Here is an 18315-nt window from a genome sequence, read left to right on the forward strand (position 1 = left end):
TTTTATAGTTAGGCTAACAGTATCCTTCTCGATACAAGTCATCTGTATCCCTGTCGCTTAGATGAAAAAATATTACGTTATGTTGTTGAACATGGTTCTTTTTCAGGGGTAAGACTTACTTTTAACTGTTTGGAGGACATCGGGTAGCCCAGATAATAACCTTGGGCTTGTTCGCAATTTAACGTTTTCAAAATTGACAACTGTTGAGCATTTTCAACCCCTTCAGCCACGACATTAATGCCAAACCCTCGCGCGATATCAATAATACCAGACGTTATGGCTCTAGAACGATAATCATCTTCTAACCCATTGATGTAACTGCGATCGACTTTGATTTCATCTACATCTAATTTGCTAAATATACCAAAAGACGTGTAGCCAACACCGAAATCATCTATCGAAAAGGATACCCCTTGTTTTTTTAACTTCTGAACAGCGATTGCACACTGATCTATATCTTTCAAAATAGCGGTTTCAGTGATTTCAAGACAAAGTAAGCGAGCAAACTCGGGATCCTTTCGTAGATATTCATCCAGATGGTTCATGTCATCAACGCTATTTAGCTCTACCGCTGAAATATTGACCGAGACACTATTAAGCGCATTCCCTAACAAGCCATTAGCCCTAAGTTGTGACGCAGTCTTCTCTAGAACTAACGCAGTCAAATCACGACAAAAATGATTCTCTTCTGCTAGCGCGACAAAGATATCCGGTGAAACGACACCATAGCGCTCATGCGTCCAACGAGACAACACTTCCACGCCAGCGACAAATTTACTTTCAATGTTGTATTTAGGCTGAAACACAATATCAATCGCTTTGTCATCAATCGCTTTACGTAATTCTTGCACCATCTCTTGACGTTGACGTTCAAGCTCAGTGAGCTTTGGGTCATGAAACTCAATCGTATTCTTGCTTTTCTTTGCTTCAGTTAAGGCGTGGGTTGCTGATGCCATAAGTTGCTTGGCATTATTTCCATCAGAGGGGAATAGAGCCGCGCCAATACAACAAGTGGCGTTGATATCATAACGATAAGCACATTGGTTAAATCTACGATGTACGAGAGCAATGTAGGATTCAATATCTTCCTTATCATCGAGTTTGACTAAACATGCGAAACCATCGGAATGTACCCGTGAAGAAAGTGGTTGATGCTCAATAGGAAGTTCAATCGATCGGGCGATGTCTTTTAAAAATAAATTCGTATTTTCGAACCCAATCTGATCAGCTACAGATTTGAAGTTATCAATGTCGAGTAAGAAGAGGACATAATGGTCACTGGACTGGGACTTTTTTAGCCTTTTGTTTAAATATCGATAAAAAACTGATGGGCTATGAAGCCCAGTGACACTATCAAGATCGTTAGCGCTCTCTAAATCTCGATTATTTTTCCGAACCATTACCCATAACAAAGCAGACGTTAGAATGATAAATACCAGGCCTTTGACTGTCTGTGCTAAGGCGTGTTCTCGCAAGTCATTTGATAGTGATTCGACCGCGAGATCAGAAAATAAAACCCATAAAGATGACAGTATTAAGTAACTGAATACTATGTTGGCCGGATATCTTTTTGTCTTGTTCATCTTTAGCTGCTATCTCTCAGTCTAATGTGTCATGACTTATATGTTATAAATTGCTCATAACGTAGCACCAACATAAATCGCAATCTACCACTCGCGTTTTTATTTTTAACTTTTGTTTACCGATTTTCGTCATCACTCTGCGCGACGAAAACCTTTTAAGGCTAAAACATGCCAAGAACAATTTGTGAGAATATTAGCTCTAGCCAAACTAAGAGCTGCCAATCGCTTTTGTTGATGCCGGGTATGACTCTTCAATTACAATTGTATTTCGTCCTTTAAGCTTTGCTTGATAAAGCGCCCTATCAGCGCGAACGACACAGTCTTTCCACTTTTCATTTTCTGATAGCAAGCTAATACCAAAACTAGACGTAATTGTTAGAGTTGGTTGTTGCTCAAATTTGATCTTCTGAATTGCTGAGCGTAATTTCTCTGAAAGGGCTACACACAAACTGCCAATGTTCTTGAAACAGTCGCTCGCAATGAGTGTCTTCGCTTTCGACCTTGCCGTTAGTCAGTTCGATATCGACATTCAGGCAAGTGTTGGTTGATGGCCAGTCCACCAACTGAATATCGAGCCTGATAAAGGGTATTTCTTATAGAAGGATGGCAGGCGAGAAAAGCTTGTAAACTTTTGAGCTGTTGGCTCACCGCCGCTTGCGTGACACAAAGCTCTCGGGCTGCCGCGCCAATGGAACCAAGACGAGCAACAGCTTCGAACGCAACAAGAGCACGTAGAGGGGGTAACATAGCTTCACCTGATTGAAATAAAAGTGAAAAATACTTCAATCAGGTTTCAGTTTTTTGCGGTTCCAGTTACAGATTAATGACGAAGGGACATTGATCAAATATTTATGATCAACGTCCCTTTTCTTCTATTTCTTATATCTATGCGTTAGGCCTGAACTCGCATCCGGCCTATCTATTCTTTGATGTAGAGGTCCTTAGAATAGATGCGCCCTTCCACGTTGTTCTTTGCAAAGCCACCCACACTTGGTCGCACTAGGCGAGCCTGCATGTAGTAATAGATTGGCGCGATAGGCATATCTTCAGCCAGTAACTGCTCCGCTTGATCATAGAAACCTTGGCGATCTTGCTCGTTGGTTGCTGACAGTGCGCTGTCCATTGCAGAGTCGTATTTATCGTTGTTGTAACGGGCAAAGTTACCCGAAGACTCAGAACGCAATAAGCTCAAGAAGGTCGACGCTTCATTGTAATCGCCACACCAAGACGCTCGCATTACATCAAAATCACCTTGGCGACGTGATACTAGGTAAGATTTCCACTCTTGGTTCTCTAACTCAACTTGCGCGCCTAGGTTGCCTTTGAGCATTGAAGCGATGGCCACTGCAATCGACTTGTTCGACTCACTGGTGTTGTAGAGCAATTTGAAATCCAATGGGTTAGCTGCATCGTACCCCGCTTCTTTCAGTAGCTCTTTTGCTTTTTGGTCACGTTCCTTTTGAGTCCATGTGCTGTATTCAGGCTGAGTCGCATCAAAGCCAGCCGTGTACTCATGAGCAAAGGTATAAGCAGGTAGGTTACCCACCTGAGTGACACCATTGGTGATCACGTCACGCATCATGGAATACGACACCGCTTTACGCACTCGCGCGTCATCAAACGGAGGTCGTGTGGTATTGAATGCGTAGTAATAAGTACACAGTAGAGGGACGGCGGTATAAGCGTCTTGATACTTTGTTTTCAGCTGCTGCGCCATGTGTGTCGGCACATCAGACGTGATATCCACCTCACCCACCGCATAACGGTTAATCGAAGCGTTTTGGTTTTCAAACGGAATGTAAGTCACTTGGGTTAGATTAGTATCTGAACTGTCCCAGTAGTTAGGATTCTTCTTCAGTTCAATACGTTCGTTAACCACCCATTCGTCTAAAACAAACGCGCCATTACCGACAAACTGCTTAGGGTTACTCCACGGTTTATCGCTATTTTCTAGCGTTGCCTTATGAACAGGCATCATGGATGTGTGGCCCGTCATCGCCACAAAGTATGGCACTTTGCTATCAAGCTCGAACTTCACCGTGTGCTTCTCGACAGCGGAAATACCGAGCTCTTCAACGGGCTTCTTACCTTCTGCTACGTCAGCAATATTGTTGATTTTGGTGAGCTTGAGGTACCACACGTTTGGAGAAGCGAGTTTCGGGTCGACCGCACGTCTTAACGCATACACGAAGTCATCGGCCGTCACCGGATCGCCATTCGACCATTTCGCGTCTTTACGCAGATGGAATACAAACGTCTGGTTGTCTTCGGTTTCCCAAGATTCCGCAACACCTGGGGTGATATTGCCATCGCGATCTTGAATCACTAAACCTTCAAACAAGTCACGTAGAATGTGCATTTCTGGCAGGCCTTCAGCTTTCGCAGGGTCTAGTGTCGCAGCCTCTGCATCATTCGCGCGCACTAAGTGTTGTTCTTTCGCCAGAGAAGTTCCCGCAGGCAATGTGTCAGCAACGGCAGTTACTGAGATAAAAGGGGTCAATAGAGATGAAATGAGTAAAGCCGTTGAATGTTTCTTAAAATCCATATGTTTTTGCTCTCCTAGCCTATCTTTGAAGCAAGTAATAAAATTAACAATGCGACGGTTGACGAGTTTTAACGCTTTAGTTTATTTAAGTAGGTGTGTGTAATCGTTAATACTTGATAGTACTTGATCAATCAGGAGATAAAGGTGAGTTTAATTCCAAGAACGGAAAGAGCTGCATTTTCAATAAAGCCGCTGCCATATGGAAATTCGGTATTGGGCGCACCCTTGCTCTATTTCCCCGCGCAAGTAGAAAGCGAATCTCGAGGTCTAATCTTGGCAGGCACACACGGCGATGAAACCGCGTCTATCGCAGGTTTGTCGTGCGCGCTAAGAAGCTTGCCAGCAGCTAACTTGCGACACGATGTGATTCTGTCGATGAACCCAGATGGTAATCAGTTAGGTACCCGTGCCAACGCTAACCAAGTCGATCTCAACCGCGCTTTCCCAACTCAAAATTGGACAGCAAATGGCACCGTTTATCGCTGGAGCTCTCACACACCAGTCAGAGATGTAAAAGTGAAAACGGGACAAGCCGATCTACTTGAACCGGAAGTGCAGTCGCTCATCAACCTCATTGAACTACGCCAACCCAAATTCGTCATATCTTTCCACGAACCACTCGCCATGGTCGACGACCCAACCCAATCGGAACTCGCTTCTTGGCTAGGCAAGCAGTTCAACCTACCACTCGTCGAAGACGTGGATTACGAAACCCCAGGTTCATTCGGTACATGGTGCCAAGAAAGAAACCTGCCGTGTATTACCGTGGAGCTACCACCTGTTTCTGCGGATCTGACTATCGAGCAATATTTAGATGCGTTTGTGGCGGTGTTGGGGTGTGAGGGGGTTGTTTAAAGATTACTAACTCATTTTTGGACACAAACGAGTTTGGCGCAACGGGATAAATCTACCCTTCGGATAACTTCTGGTATTTTAAAACACAGAACGGCACCGCTTGATAAGGTGCCGTCCGTGAACGGAAATGGACAAAAGCTGTCATCAACAATACGACATATCCAGCTTACAGCATCAATTTATATCTCATGAAACAGCATATTCAATCACAATCTGTTGAAATGTGCTTACAGATATAGCAAACATGCATCAGCTAGGCTATTCACACCTACCAGTTTTTAGATATGTAACCCAGTCAGTGCGGTTTCTTGCTTTGGCTTGCTCAATCGCAGTATTTACGTCGTACTTAACTCTACAGAATGAAATATCCCACACTTCACTGTCTTGTTTTTCCAAAATCACATAAGAGGCTCTAGGTGTATAGTTCTGCATAATATGAGGAATTGGCTCATCATCTGCATATGCTTGTAGTCCAACACTTCCGGGATTTATTACTATTTGTCCGGTAGATAGCTCCACACAACGAGGTGTGTGAGTATGACCACACAAAATGATCTTTGAGGATACTTGACCCAGTAGTCCACGAATCTCCACTTCGGTTCTTACCGAGGCATGTCCGCTGGTAACATCTTCTAATAAATAGATAAGATCATCATCTGGTGTGCCATGGCAAGCGTAAATCTCATCCGTTATTTCTAAATCAAATGGAAGAGCCCTCATCCATTCAAGGGGAGCTTCGCCTAGCTCATCAAGAATGAATTGCATTGTAGGATTGGACGCAACCTCTGATGCGGAGGATTGGTAAATTTGTCTGTCTTGATTTCCAGATATAGTGATAGCGTCCAGCCCACATAAATAGTCATATGTCTCTCTAGGAGCAAGTGGCCCATAGAAGATATCTCCAAGGTTGACGAACTTGGTCACTCCCTTTGACCGTGCATCTTCAACAACAGCTTTTAGCGCACATACATTGCTATGTATGTCTGATAACACTGCATATTTTTCCATAGAATCACCTTGCTCCTGACTACCATAAATCAATATCTTACAGGTTAAACCCTAGACAATGAAGCCCGAAGTGATTACGAACCCAATGCATAGTTATGTGAAGTGATGTTATCTGAGAAAACGAGTGCTATATGCTCGGAATTGGGAGATTCCGCGCATCGGTGTTTCGCGGTCTGTCATTAATAAAAGTCGGGCTATTTTCTGGCAGGATTTACCAGCGTTCTGTTGCGCAAACTCATAAAGGGGCAGAAATGAGTTAGAGATCCTAGTGACCCACAAACTTCGAAAACAAATTGATGACCACCATACCAAGTCACATAGGCTATTAACTTACTCCCCATTTGTTTCCAATTAGTGCCTTCCATAGAAAGCTACCCAGAATGTTCTTACATTTTCTGAGTAACTCCCCCTCTCCGAACTCCTCTGAACACGCGAATTATTACAAATACGTAATAATCATTTTCTATTTAAGGGGATTATCAAAAAATGTACTCGCACCTATACTAGCTCCAACAAAACGAGAGAGCGGAAACAATTAAGCTCAACTACGCTTAACGGGTTGAATTTAATTGCACGGTTATCCGCTGTACTGACATATATAGGAAACATCCAATGACAATCGAAATTAAACCTGGTCAAACTCATATCCAATCTAAAGCTATGGTCGCTTGGAAAGCGGGTGAGCCTCTAAAACGTGAAACTGTTGACGTTGAACTGCCAAAAGCAGGTGAAGTTCTTGTTCGTATCGTAGCGACTGGTGTTTGTCACACTGACGCATTCACATTATCAGGTGACGATCCAGAAGGTATCTTCCCTTCTATTCTTGGTCACGAAGGTGGCGGTATCGTTGAAATGGTTGGCGAAGGCGTGACAAGTGTTGAGATTGGCGACCACGTTATCCCACTTTACACAGCTGAGTGTGGCGAATGTAAATTCTGTAAATCTGGTAAAACTAACCTATGCCAAGCGGTTCGTGAAACGCAAGGTAAAGGCCTAATGCCAGACGGTACAAGCCGCTTCTCTATCAATGGCGAAACAATTTTCCATTACATGGGTTGCTCGACTTTCTCTGAGTACACAGTACTTCCAGAGATCTCTCTAGCGAAAGTAAGCAAAGAAGCACCTCTTGAAGAAGTTTGTCTTCTAGGTTGTGGTGTAACAACAGGTATGGGCGCTGTACTAAACACAGCTAAAGTTGAAAAAGGCGACAACGTTGCTGTATTCGGCCTAGGCGGTATCGGTCTATCTGCAATCATTGGTGCTCGCATGGCTGGTGCTGACCGCATCATCGGTGTTGATATCAACGAGAGCAAATTCGAGCTAGCAAAACAGCTTGGCGCGACTGACTGCATCAACCCAACTAAATTCGACAAACCAATCCAAGACGTTATCGTTGAGATGACAGACGGTGGTGTTGAGTACTCTTTCGAGTGTATCGGTAACGTAAACGTGATGCGTCAAGCGCTTGAGTGCTGTCACAAAGGTTGGGGCGAATCAGTCATCATTGGTGTTGCAGGTGCAGGCCAAGAGATCTCAACTCGTCCATTCCAACTAGTGACTGGTCGTGTATGGCGTGGTTCTGCTTTCGGTGGTGTTAAAGGCCGCTCTGAGCTTCCAGAAATCGTTAACCGCTACATGGCAGGTGAGTTTGGTCTTCAAGAGTTCATCACTCACACTATGGGTCTGCAAGACGTAAACGAAGCATTCGACCTAATGCACAAAGGTGAATCTATCCGTACTGTTCTACATATGGATAAGTAATTCTCCTTGGTCTCGATACTTAGGTGTCGAGGCCAAAGCTATGAATGAAAAGCAACAAACTGTCTTCACCACCTCCTGCCCGGTGGGTGGTGAAACTTTAAATGATATAGACATGTTATTCCCCAAAGCCATCAACCTAACGGAGCACAATAGATGACAATCGAAAACATTAGCCAAGCAAAGGTTGCTGGTGGTTGGCACAAACAATATACCCACTTTTCTGCAACGCTTGACTGCAACATGCGTTTTGCGATTTTCTTGCCGCCAAATGCAAGCAAAGAAAACCCAGTTCCTGTTTTGTATTGGCTATCAGGCTTAACCTGTACCGATGAAAATTTCATGCAAAAAGCTGGCGCGTTCAAAGCTGCGGCTGAACAAGGTATCGCGATTGTCGCACCAGACACTAGCCCACGTGGTGAAGGTGTTGCCGACAATGAAAGCTACGACTTAGGCCAAGGTGCAGGCTTCTATGTGAATGCCACTCAAGCACCATGGGACAGCCATTACCACATGTACGATTACGTGGTAACAGAGCTTCCAGCCTTGATTGAGTCTTTCTTCCCTGTGACTTCAGTGAAGTCGATTTCTGGTCACAGCATGGGCGGACACGGTGCCCTAACGATTGGCATCAAGAACGAAGATAGCTACCGTTCTATCTCGGCATTCAGCCCAATCACCAACCCAATGCAATGCCCTTGGGGACAGAAAGCATTCAACCAATATCTAGGCTTAGATATTGCAGAATGGAAACAGTACGACGCCTCTGAGCTTTTGAAAACCAAAGGCACTAAGCTGCCAATGTTGGTTGACCAAGGTGAAGCCGATAACTTCCTGATTGAGCAGCTTAAACCTGAGCAATTAGTCGAAGCGGCTAAGGTAACCAATGCCGATTTAGAGCTACGTATGCAGCCAGGTTACGACCATAGCTACTTCTTCATCTCTAGCTTTATTGATGAGCACATTGAGTTCCACGCGGCTTACTTAAACAAGTAGCCAGATGAATTTAGCCCGCACCTTGTAAACGCAAGGTGCGGGCTTTTTTATGCCTGTTCATTACTCGCACAGATCAATGTAAACCAAGGGTTGTGAACAGTGTGTCAATTCATTCAAACTTCCTAACAGACAGGTATCTCCTTCACTTATTCATACTCTTACAATCAGCAAATCAAACCTGTTATTATAGCAACCTTCAACATCACCTATTTTGAAGGTTGCTATGAAAGCAATTAAGACTCTTTTCTTCCTAATGGTTTTATTAAGCGGTCTATTTACCGCTTGGCTGTTTATCCCGATTCCAGCGACCATGGACAAACAAACGCTCGACGTTCCATTAACGGAACCATTCAAGCTTGTGGCGTATCGCAGCAATCCGAATGACGCGAGCAAGCCGCTGACTTACCACTACTATGTGATTTCTGATGTGGTTGGCGTGGACGACATGGACCCGTTTTTGATTACCACAGACCAGTTCGTGAAGCTTGGCGAATTCGACGAGAACACGTTCAATTTAACGGTTAACGGTAAGATCGAGAGCTACACCAACGATTTGTGGATCAAAAAATCTGACGGCAAGCTTCAGCACTGGTACGTAAGTGTTGATGCAAACTATATTCGTTAGTGTAAACCTTAGATAAGATTTATCTTCAGACTGCGCTTTGGCTTCCAAGCGCAGTTTTTGTTTCAAGCCGCCCGCTTTACACTCTCCCTCACTTTTTACCCACGACTGCCGTACTCTAAAAATGCTACAAGCAGAGCAGGTTTTATAAGCCCTTAAGATACGATAAGCTCCACCTATGCTCGACTCCCAATAAATCAAAAATAATAAAGGATCACCCGTGGAATTTACGCTCGACAAATTTAACGGCATCATCATCGACCCAGCAACAGCCCCTCACGATGCTGACTCTTTCAATGCCGAACTCAGCGAGATCACCGAATTTTCAAAGCAGAATAACAAAGGCATAATTTGGATTAGCTTGCCTATTTCGCTCTCGCACCTTATTCCAGTGGCGACTGAACTTGGCTTTGTGTTTCACAACTGTCTAGAAGACGAGATTACGCTGATCCACAAATCCGAGATTGTAGAGTTTGTGCCTTTCATTCCGACCCACACCTTGGGCGCAGGCGCATTGATCACCAACGAACATAATCAAGTGCTGATGATTAAAGAGCACGGTATGACAGGCTACAAATTACCTGGCGGCCATATTGAGTTGGGTGAAGGTATTGAGGAATCGGTAGTTCGGGAAACATTGGAAGAAACCGGTATCGAGGCAACGTTCGTTTCTGTGGTTGGCATGGCGACAAGACACCCGTATCAATTCGGTAAATCAAACCTCTACTTTATTTGTCACCTTATCGCTCAAACTCAAAATATCGCGATTCAAGACACTGATGAAATTGCAGAAGCTAAATGGATTGATGTTGAAGAGTATATTAACAACCCCGACAGCTACCCGTTTAACCGCCAATTGGTTGGTTCTCTGATAGAAAAGCAAGGTTTGGAACTCATTCAGCTAGAAGGCAACTATGGCCCTGTCCACAAGCCAGAGATCTTCTTTTCACAAAGCTAGAACGATTCAGATATAAAAACGCCCAACTCAAATGAATTGAGCGTTTTGGTTTTGCTTTCACTTTTTATTTTTCTTGATTAAGCCGACTGCGTTGTTAGTTATTCTTCACTCCCTCAACTATCTAACACTTAAAGCTAATCCGTCTTAGAACAAACCTGTATTAGAAGAAGCCCAGCGGATTCGTATCGTAGCTGATCAACAGGTTCTTCGTATTTTGGTAGTGATCGAGCATCATCTTGTGTGTCTCACGGCCAATGCCCGATTTCTTGTAACCACCAAACGCGGCATGTGCTGGGTACGCGTGGTAACAGTTCACCCAAATACGCCCCGCTTCAATGTTGCGCCCCATGCGATACGCTAGGTTTGCATCACGCGTCCAAACGCCAGCACCCAAGCCATACTCGGTATCATTAGCGATCTCTAGTGCTTCTGCTTCGTCTTTAAACGTCGTTACTGCGATAACTGGGCCGAAGATCTCTTCTTGGAACACACGCATCTTGTTGTGTCCTTCCAGCATGGTTGGCTGAATGTAGTAACCGTTGCCGAGATCATCTGGTTGCTGCGCGATTTCACCACCTGTTAGCACTTTCGCACCTTCTTGACGACCGATTTCTAGGTAGCTCAAGATCTTATCGAACTGCTCTTTAGAAGCTTGTGCACCAACCTGAGTATCGGTATCTAACGGGTTACCTTGTTTAATGGTTTGAGCACGCTCAACTACCTTGGCGATGAACTTGTCGTAGACCGATTCATGAATCAACACACGTGATGGACAGGTACACACTTCACCTTGGTTGAAGAACGCAAGCAGCATGCCTTCGACACACTTATCGAGGTATTCGTCTTCATGGTTAAAGATATCTGGGAAATAGATATTTGGAGACTTACCGCCAAGCTCAACCGTTGATGGAATCAAGCTTTCAGCCGCACATTTCAGAATATGATGCCCAACTTCTGTGGAGCCTGTGAATGCTAACTTAGCCAAACGATCGCTAGTTGCTAATGCTTGGCCTGCTTCGCTACCAAAACCATTCACGATGTTGACGACGCCTGCAGGTAGAAGATCGGCGATCTTTTCCATCATCACTAAGATCGATGTTGGTGTTTGTTCGGCGGGTTTCATCACCACACAACAGCCTGCTGCCAGTGCTGGTGCCAGCTTCCAAGCCGCCATTAAAATCGGGAAGTTCCAAGGAATGATCTGCCCTACTACGCCAATTGGTTCAGGAAAGTGGTAGCTTGCCGTGTTTGAATCTAGCTCTGCTGCGCTGCCTTCTTGCGCTCGAATACAACCCGCGAAATAACGGAAGTGATCGACAACCAACGGGATATCGGCCGCTAAGGTTTCACGTACAGGTTTGCCGTTTTCCCACGTCTCAGCGACTGCGATTTCTTCCAGGTTTGCTTCAATGCGGTCGGCAATTTTAAGCAGGATGTTCGAACGTTCAGTAACGCTCGTCGCAGCCCAACTAGCACGAGCGGCATGCGCTGCATCGAGTGCCAAGCTAATGTCCGCCTCGGTTGAACGTGCCACTTGGCAATACACCTGACCATTCACTGGGGAAGTGTTATCAAAATACTCGCCGCTAACAGGTTTCACCCACTCGCCTCCGATAAAGTTATCGTATTGCGCTTTAAAGTTCACCACTGCGTTATCACTACCCGGCTGTGCGTAAATCATAGTTAGATCCTTCTTTGATTTTTAGTCGTTGTTTATTCTTTATTAAGCTTATGTTGTCGAGCTAGCATGGCGACTTCCCTTGAGAACAGATCTCGTGAGAAGAAAGCTCGTAAGAAGAGAGCCACCATGTTTATGCTTTCTGTTTAAAACACTGATACTTCGTGTTTTCTTCACAACAGTAACAACGCAAATCACACGCCAGAACTTCAAAACTTGTTGTTAATAAATTGTAAAACTATGATTACCAGACGTTTACAACCCAAAGTGAGTTGGCATTGAACGGCCGTATGGAAACCACTCCAGTGTTCAACTGTTCCAAATTGGTACACCCTCACTGTTACGACATGGAACAGTCATGCACCTTCAACAAGCAAACATCTCAGATTGGCTTTCGTCTTCTTGGCACCGCAGCACAGAAGCAGGTCTAAAACAGAGACGACTTCCCGAAGACATTCGCCTGCCACAATCGATACTTAAACAGCGACGTCATCAATCGTCTGACTTGATTAAAATCGTCGAACGTAATGCTCTACCTCTGTTTAATCAGATGTTTGCACGCACTGACAGTCGTTTGATTCTGACGGATATTGAGGGTGTAATTCTGGCAAGTTGGGGACAGGAGCGGTTTAAAGAGAAACTGACGTCAATTGCACTCAGCTCTGGGGCATGTTGGCAGGAACAACTGAAAGGCACTAACGCGATTGGCACCGCCATTGTTGAAGCCAAGCCCGTATCCATCATTGGCGAACAGCACTTCATCCACCAGCACCGATTTATCAGTTGCTCAGCAAGCCCTGTGTTCGACCATCAAGGTCAAATGGTTGGCATATTGGACATCACCAGCGAGCAGCAACAACACGACAGCTCCGTCCAATTACTGGTTCAAAATATGGTTCAGCTTGTTGAGAACCAGCTACTGAGTCACATCCCGCAAGGTACCACTCGTATTGACCTCGCGTGTGAGAAATCACTACTGCACAGTGGTTGGCAAGGGATAGTGATAGCCAATGAAGCTGGTGAGGTAGTGGCGCACAATCAAGTTGCCTCTCAGCTGCTGGATCAAACCTCAATCGTCGGCGAGTGCATCGACACTCTCTTCAACCGAACCTCATTAGACACGCCCTTTGTGTTTGAGAAACAGCATCTCAAACGAACTACTACCAAGCGTATGCGTTCCATTTCAGCATCGTGCGATTTGCACCATGGCGAACAACAGATAGAACACGCTTGGCAGCAAGCTAATAAAGTTATCGATAAAGGGGTCAGCCTGTTAATCCTAGGTGAAACGGGCGTTGGAAAAGGCGAATTTGTTAAGGCACTGCACAAGCAAAGCCAGCGTAAATCTTCACCCTTAGTAGCAGTAAATTGCGGTGCACTACCGAAAGATCTTATCGAATCAGAACTGTTTGGCTACGCGCCGGGCGCTTTTACTGGCGCCAGTCACAAAGGTTTCCAAGGCAAGATCCGCCAGGCAGATAAAGGGATCTTATTTCTAGATGAGATAGCCGACATGCCTTTGGAAGCTCAATGCCGATTACTGCATGTTCTGCAAGACAAATCCGTGGTGCCAGTAGGTTCAAATCAGAGTTACCAAGTCGATTGTCAGATCATCGCTGCCACGCATAAAAACCTAGAACAGTTAGTCGCAACCGGAGAGTTTCGACAAGATCTCTTTTACCGCCTGAATGGCTTGGCCTTTACTCTGCCAAGTTTGCAACACCGACAAGACAAGCACGCCTTAATCGAGCACATTCATCGTAAATACGCAGAAGTCGAACAGACAATCTGCCCGAACTTAATGACTTTGCTGTGCGCCTATTCTTGGCCGGGCAACATACGTGAATTAGACAATTTACTTAAGGTCGCCGCCCTACTCGCCAGTGACGAAGCAATACTCACGCTAGAACATGTACCTAGCCATCTTGCTCAACACCTCACGTCATTAGCGCAAGATGATCATCATAAGTTCATCACAACCAATGCTATCGAAGGTAGGCCAAAGTCCGATTTAAGAAGTACCGTTGAAGAAACCTTGCTACAAACCTATCAAGCTAACCAAGGTAATATAAGCAAGACATCGCGGATACTTGGCATCAGCCGTAATACCATTTATCGAAAGCTGAAAAGCTTGGGGATTCTTCAGTAATCACCACTGACGATCTGCGACTGCCCTGCGTTATCAATAAATAAAATTCACTTCCAGTGAGACATTTTGCCCTCTGATTCGTAATGCTTCAAAACAATCGAGGGCTCAGATGAAAACAATCAACATAGTGTGGCTAAAGCGAGATTTAAGACTCACCGACCACGCACCTTTACTACATGCTTTATCTGATAAACACCCAACGATATTGCTCTACATTTTCGAACCCATGCTGTTAAACAATGCCCACTATTCTGAGCGGCATTGGCGATTTGTTTGGCAGTCACTCCAGTGTATGAACCTGTCATTGAAAGAATACGGGCATCAGGTTTCAGTACTCCATGGTAACGCTATCGACTGCTTCGAAGCGGTCCAATCTCGTTACCACATCCAAAATGTATTCTCCCATCAAGAGGTAGGCTTAAATTGTACTTTCGATCGTGACAAGCAAATCTCTGAATGGTTTCAAGAACACAACATCCATTGGCAAGAGTCCGCTCAGGGTGCTGTCGTGAGAGGGTCAAAAGACCGAATCGGTTGGGACAAGCACTGGAACAGTGTCATGCGCACGCCCATAGCAAAAAGTCAGTTGACCACGGAATCACTGTATACCCTCGATACTGAAGAGCTTAAGTTAGCTATGGAACCTCCAGAAGCATGGTTAACCAAAGGTAACGGCATACAAACGGGCGGAAGTGCACTGGCATGGGCAACGTTACACGACTTCTTTGAGCGCCGTGGTCGAGATTACTACCGCAGTATCTCAAGCCCAGAAGCCTCGCGACATGCCTGTACACGTCTATCTCCATATTTAGCTTGGGGCAACATATCGCTGCGTGAGGTTTATCAACACCTATTGGGGCACTGGCAAGTCGCAGGGTTTCGTCGCAGCTTGATTGCGCTCTCTTCAAGGCTTCACTGGCATTGTCATTTCATGCAGAAGTTTGAATCGGAATGCGCGATGGAATATCGCTGTATCAATCACGCCTACGAAGCGCTCTTACAAAAAGAAACGGTAAAAGATCCCACACATTTTCAGGCATGGAAGATGGGTATGACAGGCGTGCCATTGGTCGATGCCTGTATGCGCTGCCTGCATCATACGGGGTACATTAATTTCCGCATGCGCTCAATGCTGGTGAGCTTTCTCACTCACCATATGAACATGGACTGGCGTGATGGTGTCACACACTTAGCGCAACTGTTCCTCGATTTTGAGCCCGGCATTCATTACCCACAGTTTCAAATGCAAGCCGGGGTAACAGGCATCAACACAATCCGAATTTACAACCCAACAAAACAAGCCCAAGAGCACGATTCAAAAGGAGACTTCATCCGAAAATGGGTACCAGAACTTTCAGACATACCCACTCCACTTCTATTTGAGCCTTGGAAGATGACGCCTATGGAAGTCATGATGCATGAGCTTGAACCAGAATCCCCTTACCTTAATCCAGTCGTCGATCTTGAAGCTAGCGCTAAAGAGGCACGAGTGCGTTTATGGTCATGGAGAAAGCAGACGGAAGTGAAACAAGAACGAAGCCGTATTTTGGCTCGCCATGTCAGGCCATCGAAGAAGCAAAGCAAATCGACACGGGCGAGCTAATACAACGTGTCCCCTCTTTAAATCACTTACAAAAAGAGTGGTAATTCATTAGGTTAAATAAAATTAATTGTGACCGTTGTCATATAATGAGTAATCGACACACGGTCACAAACTAGAAAAGCTGAATCGCAGCCTTAGGAAAACATCAAGCTGTCCTAATTATCATTAAAACCAATAAATACAAAAGGTTAGCAATTGATAAATGATAATTTTCATCTTCCTCTAAACGTTGCGACCAAAGCCAAAACTACACGTTATGCAATCCTATTTATAATTTTGATCTCCCTATTCTTTTTGTGTTCATTATCTTGAATTTTCCATTCACTTATCTTGTTTAAAATCTCTGCAAAACTACCTCTATTTGGTTACAGGGATCTTATGTTTAACAGTATACGCACGCGAATTGCGGTGAGTGCGGGTGGGGCGATGGCTTTCACTCTATTGATCGCAATGGGGATGACGACCAACGCATTTACCGATGTGAACAAACAAGTTACTGAAAAAGTAAAAATGCAGCTAACGGATGCCACTACAACGGACTTACAAAACACGGCCCTTCAACAGGGTTTAAATATCGCTAACCAACTTGATCCTGTGCTAGCAAACCTAAAACAAGCACGCTCAATCATCGAGCTAAGTTCAGAAAACAACGCAAGCGCAGACCTTATCGTTAAACAGTTTACTGCCGCCTTGGAAGCACAAAACAAAGCTGTATTTGCAGGTTACATGGTTTGGGAAAATAAGACATGGCCTCAACAAACTGAATTGGACAGCAAGCTTGGCTTTAACACAGAATTAGGTTTTAACAGTCAGGGCTACCTTGCGCCTTTCTTCTCTCCAAATGACCAAAATAGCTTTGATGCCGTTGCAATGGAAAGCTTTAGCAATACAGAACTAAATAGTAACGGAGAGCGCAAAGACGACTGGCACTTAATGCCTTACCAAACCGGTAAGACATTTGTTATGGAACCGTACTTCTATCCGGTTCGAGGTAAACAAGAGCTCATCACCACTATCAGCCAACCAATCAAACAAGACGGAGAAATCATTGGCTCAATTGGCTTTGATTTGTCTTTGTTCGAACTGCAAAGCCAGAGTGAATTGTTTGCACGTAACCTATTTGATGGCAAGGGTAAGATCCTTATCACTTCATGGAAAGGCATCACACTAGCCAACAGCAGTGCTGGAAACATGGTGGGTAAGAGAGTCTCACCAGAGCTAGAAAAAGAATGGTCGAAGATTCAATCTATCGCTAAACGCCAAGGCGCTGGCCTTGTCACTTTCGGTGGCGATGAATACGCGATTACGGCTATCGAGACAAGTGACGCACCATGGGTAGTCATGGTGTCCGTTCCCAGTAGTCACCTTACAAAAAGCGTCGACGAGTACACACAATGGAGTGATGCTCAGAATTCGAAAGCGCTTGAAAAAGGTGTGTGGGCGGGGATCATCGCAGCTATTCTAGGTATTGCCTCAATGGCATTCATTGCCAACTCTCTGGGCAAGGTTCTGAACAACTTAGTAGAGCGTTTTAAAGATGCAGCACAAGGTGAAGGCGACTTAACTTATCGCATAGAGGTGAAAGGAAAAGATGAAACCGCGCAGCTTGCACACTGGTTCAATACCTTCCTATCTCGTATGCAAGAGATGCTACTTACCGTCATGGTAACGGCCGATCAAGTCGATAAAAATGCCTCTGAAGGCCAGGCACGTGCTGAGGTTTCTCGTGATCAACTGAACTCTCAAGTTAACGAGGTAAACTCACTTGCCACTGCTATTAATGAAATGAGTGCGACTGCGCAAGAAGTGGCAAGCTCAGCCGTTCAAGCAGCCGCAGCAGCAAGCCAAGTACAAAGCAACAGCCTTAATGGCATGACACGCATGGACAATGCCGCCAGCGCGGTAGACAGCTTGGCTGTTCAGGTCAATGACGCACAGCAACAAACACAAAATTTGGTCGATTCGAGCACCGCTATTCAGGGTATCTTGAGCGAGATTGGTGGCATTGCAGAACAAACCAACTTACTTGCGCTTAACGCGGCTATTGAGGCAGCCCGTGCGGGTGAAGCAGGACGAGGCTTTGCTGTCGTGGCAGATGAAGTACGTAACCTCGCAAATCGCACTCAAGGCTCGACAGAAGAGATTCGCTCGATGCTGGCTCGCCTAGAGCAAGAGACTCAATCTATCGTGATATTGATGGAGCAAAGCCAGAAGCAAGCGAACGATACCAAAGGCGAAACTCAAGCTGCACACCTCGCCTTGTCTGAAATCAACCAAGCAATTGAAGTGATTAACGACATGAACAATCAGATTGCTTCGGCTGCCGAAGAGCAAAGCTCAGTATCAGAAGAGATTAACCGCAATGTAGTGATCATCAATGACACCGCTGTGGAAGTGATGGACACCATGACATCATCAGTAGCAATCAGTAACGAACTGACCGTAAAAGCTGGAGATTTGCACGGTGAGTTAAGCAAGTTTAAGCTTTCTTAATTACCAACAACGTCTCACAACAACTAGGCCGAGAAACACCATGTTTTCGGAGAAACGTAATGTTCTC

The 18315-nt window shown here is 45.0% G+C and carries 12 protein-coding genes and 2 pseudogenes; 8 read left to right on the forward strand and 6 right to left on the reverse strand.

Features of this window, described 5'->3' with window-relative positions; all coding sequences use genetic code 11:
- Nucleotides 1-77 precede the first annotated feature (77 nt).
- The 4 genes and pseudogenes from AC3CH3_RS17580 to AC3CH3_RS17595 form a co-directional block, all read right to left on the reverse strand.
- Nucleotides 78-1583 carry a putative bifunctional diguanylate cyclase/phosphodiesterase gene (locus AC3CH3_RS17580; RefSeq protein WP_488538832.1) on the reverse strand — a complete coding sequence of 502 codons (1506 nt, stop codon included), beginning with the start codon at nt 1581-1583 and terminating at the stop codon, nt 78-80.
- Nucleotides 1584-1791: 208 nt separating this feature from the next.
- Nucleotides 1792-2022 (reverse strand): annotated as a pseudogene (locus AC3CH3_RS17585) (diguanylate cyclase domain-containing protein); the annotation flags it as partial.
- Nucleotides 2018-2330, reverse strand: a pseudogene (locus AC3CH3_RS17590) (LysR family transcriptional regulator); the annotation flags it as partial. The pseudogenes AC3CH3_RS17590 and AC3CH3_RS17585, both read right to left, overlap by 5 nt.
- A 172-nt stretch (nt 2331-2502) precedes the next feature.
- The gene (locus AC3CH3_RS17595) at nt 2503-4128 is read right to left on the reverse strand and encodes an ABC transporter substrate-binding protein (RefSeq protein WP_488538833.1); all 1626 of its coding nucleotides are present in this window, start codon (nt 4126-4128) and stop codon (nt 2503-2505) included.
- A 144-nt stretch (nt 4129-4272) separates the two neighbouring features.
- Here AC3CH3_RS17595 and mpaA point away from each other — a divergent pair, with 144 nt between their 5' ends.
- Nucleotides 4273-4983, forward strand: a complete 711-nt coding sequence (mpaA, locus tag AC3CH3_RS17600) for a murein tripeptide amidase MpaA (protein ID WP_488538834.1) — start codon at nt 4273-4275, stop codon at nt 4981-4983.
- A 258-nt stretch (nt 4984-5241) separates the two neighbouring features.
- Here the strand turns inward: mpaA and AC3CH3_RS17605 are convergent, their stop codons facing one another.
- The gene (locus AC3CH3_RS17605; protein ID WP_016789467.1) at nt 5242-5991 is read right to left on the reverse strand and encodes a metallophosphoesterase family protein; all 750 of its coding nucleotides are present in this window, start codon (nt 5989-5991) and stop codon (nt 5242-5244) included.
- A gap of 612 nt (nt 5992-6603) precedes the next feature.
- Here AC3CH3_RS17605 and AC3CH3_RS17610 point away from each other — a divergent pair.
- The 4 genes from AC3CH3_RS17610 to AC3CH3_RS17625 all read left to right on the forward strand — a co-directional run bounded on the left by AC3CH3_RS17610 (nt 6604) and on the right by AC3CH3_RS17625 (nt 10325).
- On the forward strand, nt 6604-7752 hold the full coding sequence (locus AC3CH3_RS17610; RefSeq protein ID WP_488538835.1) for an S-(hydroxymethyl)glutathione dehydrogenase/class III alcohol dehydrogenase: 1149 nt from the start codon (nt 6604-6606) through the stop codon (nt 7750-7752).
- 153 nt (nt 7753-7905) lie between these two features.
- The gene (gene fghA / locus AC3CH3_RS17615; protein ID WP_488527714.1) at nt 7906-8745 is read left to right on the forward strand and encodes an S-formylglutathione hydrolase; all 840 of its coding nucleotides are present in this window, start codon (nt 7906-7908) and stop codon (nt 8743-8745) included.
- A gap of 223 nt (nt 8746-8968) precedes the next feature.
- The gene (locus AC3CH3_RS17620) at nt 8969-9370 is read left to right on the forward strand and encodes a hypothetical protein (RefSeq protein ID WP_019821298.1); all 402 of its coding nucleotides are present in this window, start codon (nt 8969-8971) and stop codon (nt 9368-9370) included.
- Between the two features lie 217 nt (nt 9371-9587).
- Nucleotides 9588-10325, forward strand: coding sequence for an NUDIX domain-containing protein (locus AC3CH3_RS17625; protein ID WP_488538836.1), 738 nt, complete (start codon nt 9588-9590; stop codon nt 10323-10325).
- Between the two features lie 160 nt (nt 10326-10485).
- Here AC3CH3_RS17625 and exaC read toward each other — a convergent pair whose 3' ends face one another.
- Nucleotides 10486-12006, reverse strand: coding sequence for an acetaldehyde dehydrogenase ExaC (exaC, locus tag AC3CH3_RS17630; protein WP_004732897.1), 1521 nt, complete (start codon nt 12004-12006; stop codon nt 10486-10488).
- Between the two features lie 355 nt (nt 12007-12361).
- Here exaC and AC3CH3_RS17635 point away from each other — a divergent pair, with 355 nt between their 5' ends.
- The 3 genes from AC3CH3_RS17635 to AC3CH3_RS17645 all read left to right on the forward strand — a co-directional run bounded on the left by AC3CH3_RS17635 (nt 12362) and on the right by AC3CH3_RS17645 (nt 18248).
- A complete protein-coding gene (locus AC3CH3_RS17635) occupies nt 12362-14152 on the forward strand; it encodes a sigma-54-dependent Fis family transcriptional regulator (protein ID WP_488538837.1) in 1791 nt (596 codons plus the stop codon).
- A 109-nt stretch (nt 14153-14261) separates the two neighbouring features.
- Nucleotides 14262-15755: a cryptochrome/deoxyribodipyrimidine photo-lyase family protein gene (locus AC3CH3_RS17640; protein ID WP_488538838.1), complete on the forward strand. Its 1494-nt coding sequence runs from the start codon at nt 14262-14264 to the stop codon at nt 15753-15755.
- Nucleotides 15756-16133: 378 nt separating this feature from the next.
- Nucleotides 16134-18248, forward strand: a complete 2115-nt coding sequence (locus AC3CH3_RS17645; RefSeq protein ID WP_488538839.1) for a methyl-accepting chemotaxis protein — start codon at nt 16134-16136, stop codon at nt 18246-18248.
- The last annotated feature ends 67 nt before the right edge of the window (nt 18249-18315 follow it).

The sequence above is a fragment of the Vibrio sp. QJM3NY_35 genome (assembly GCF_057785915.1).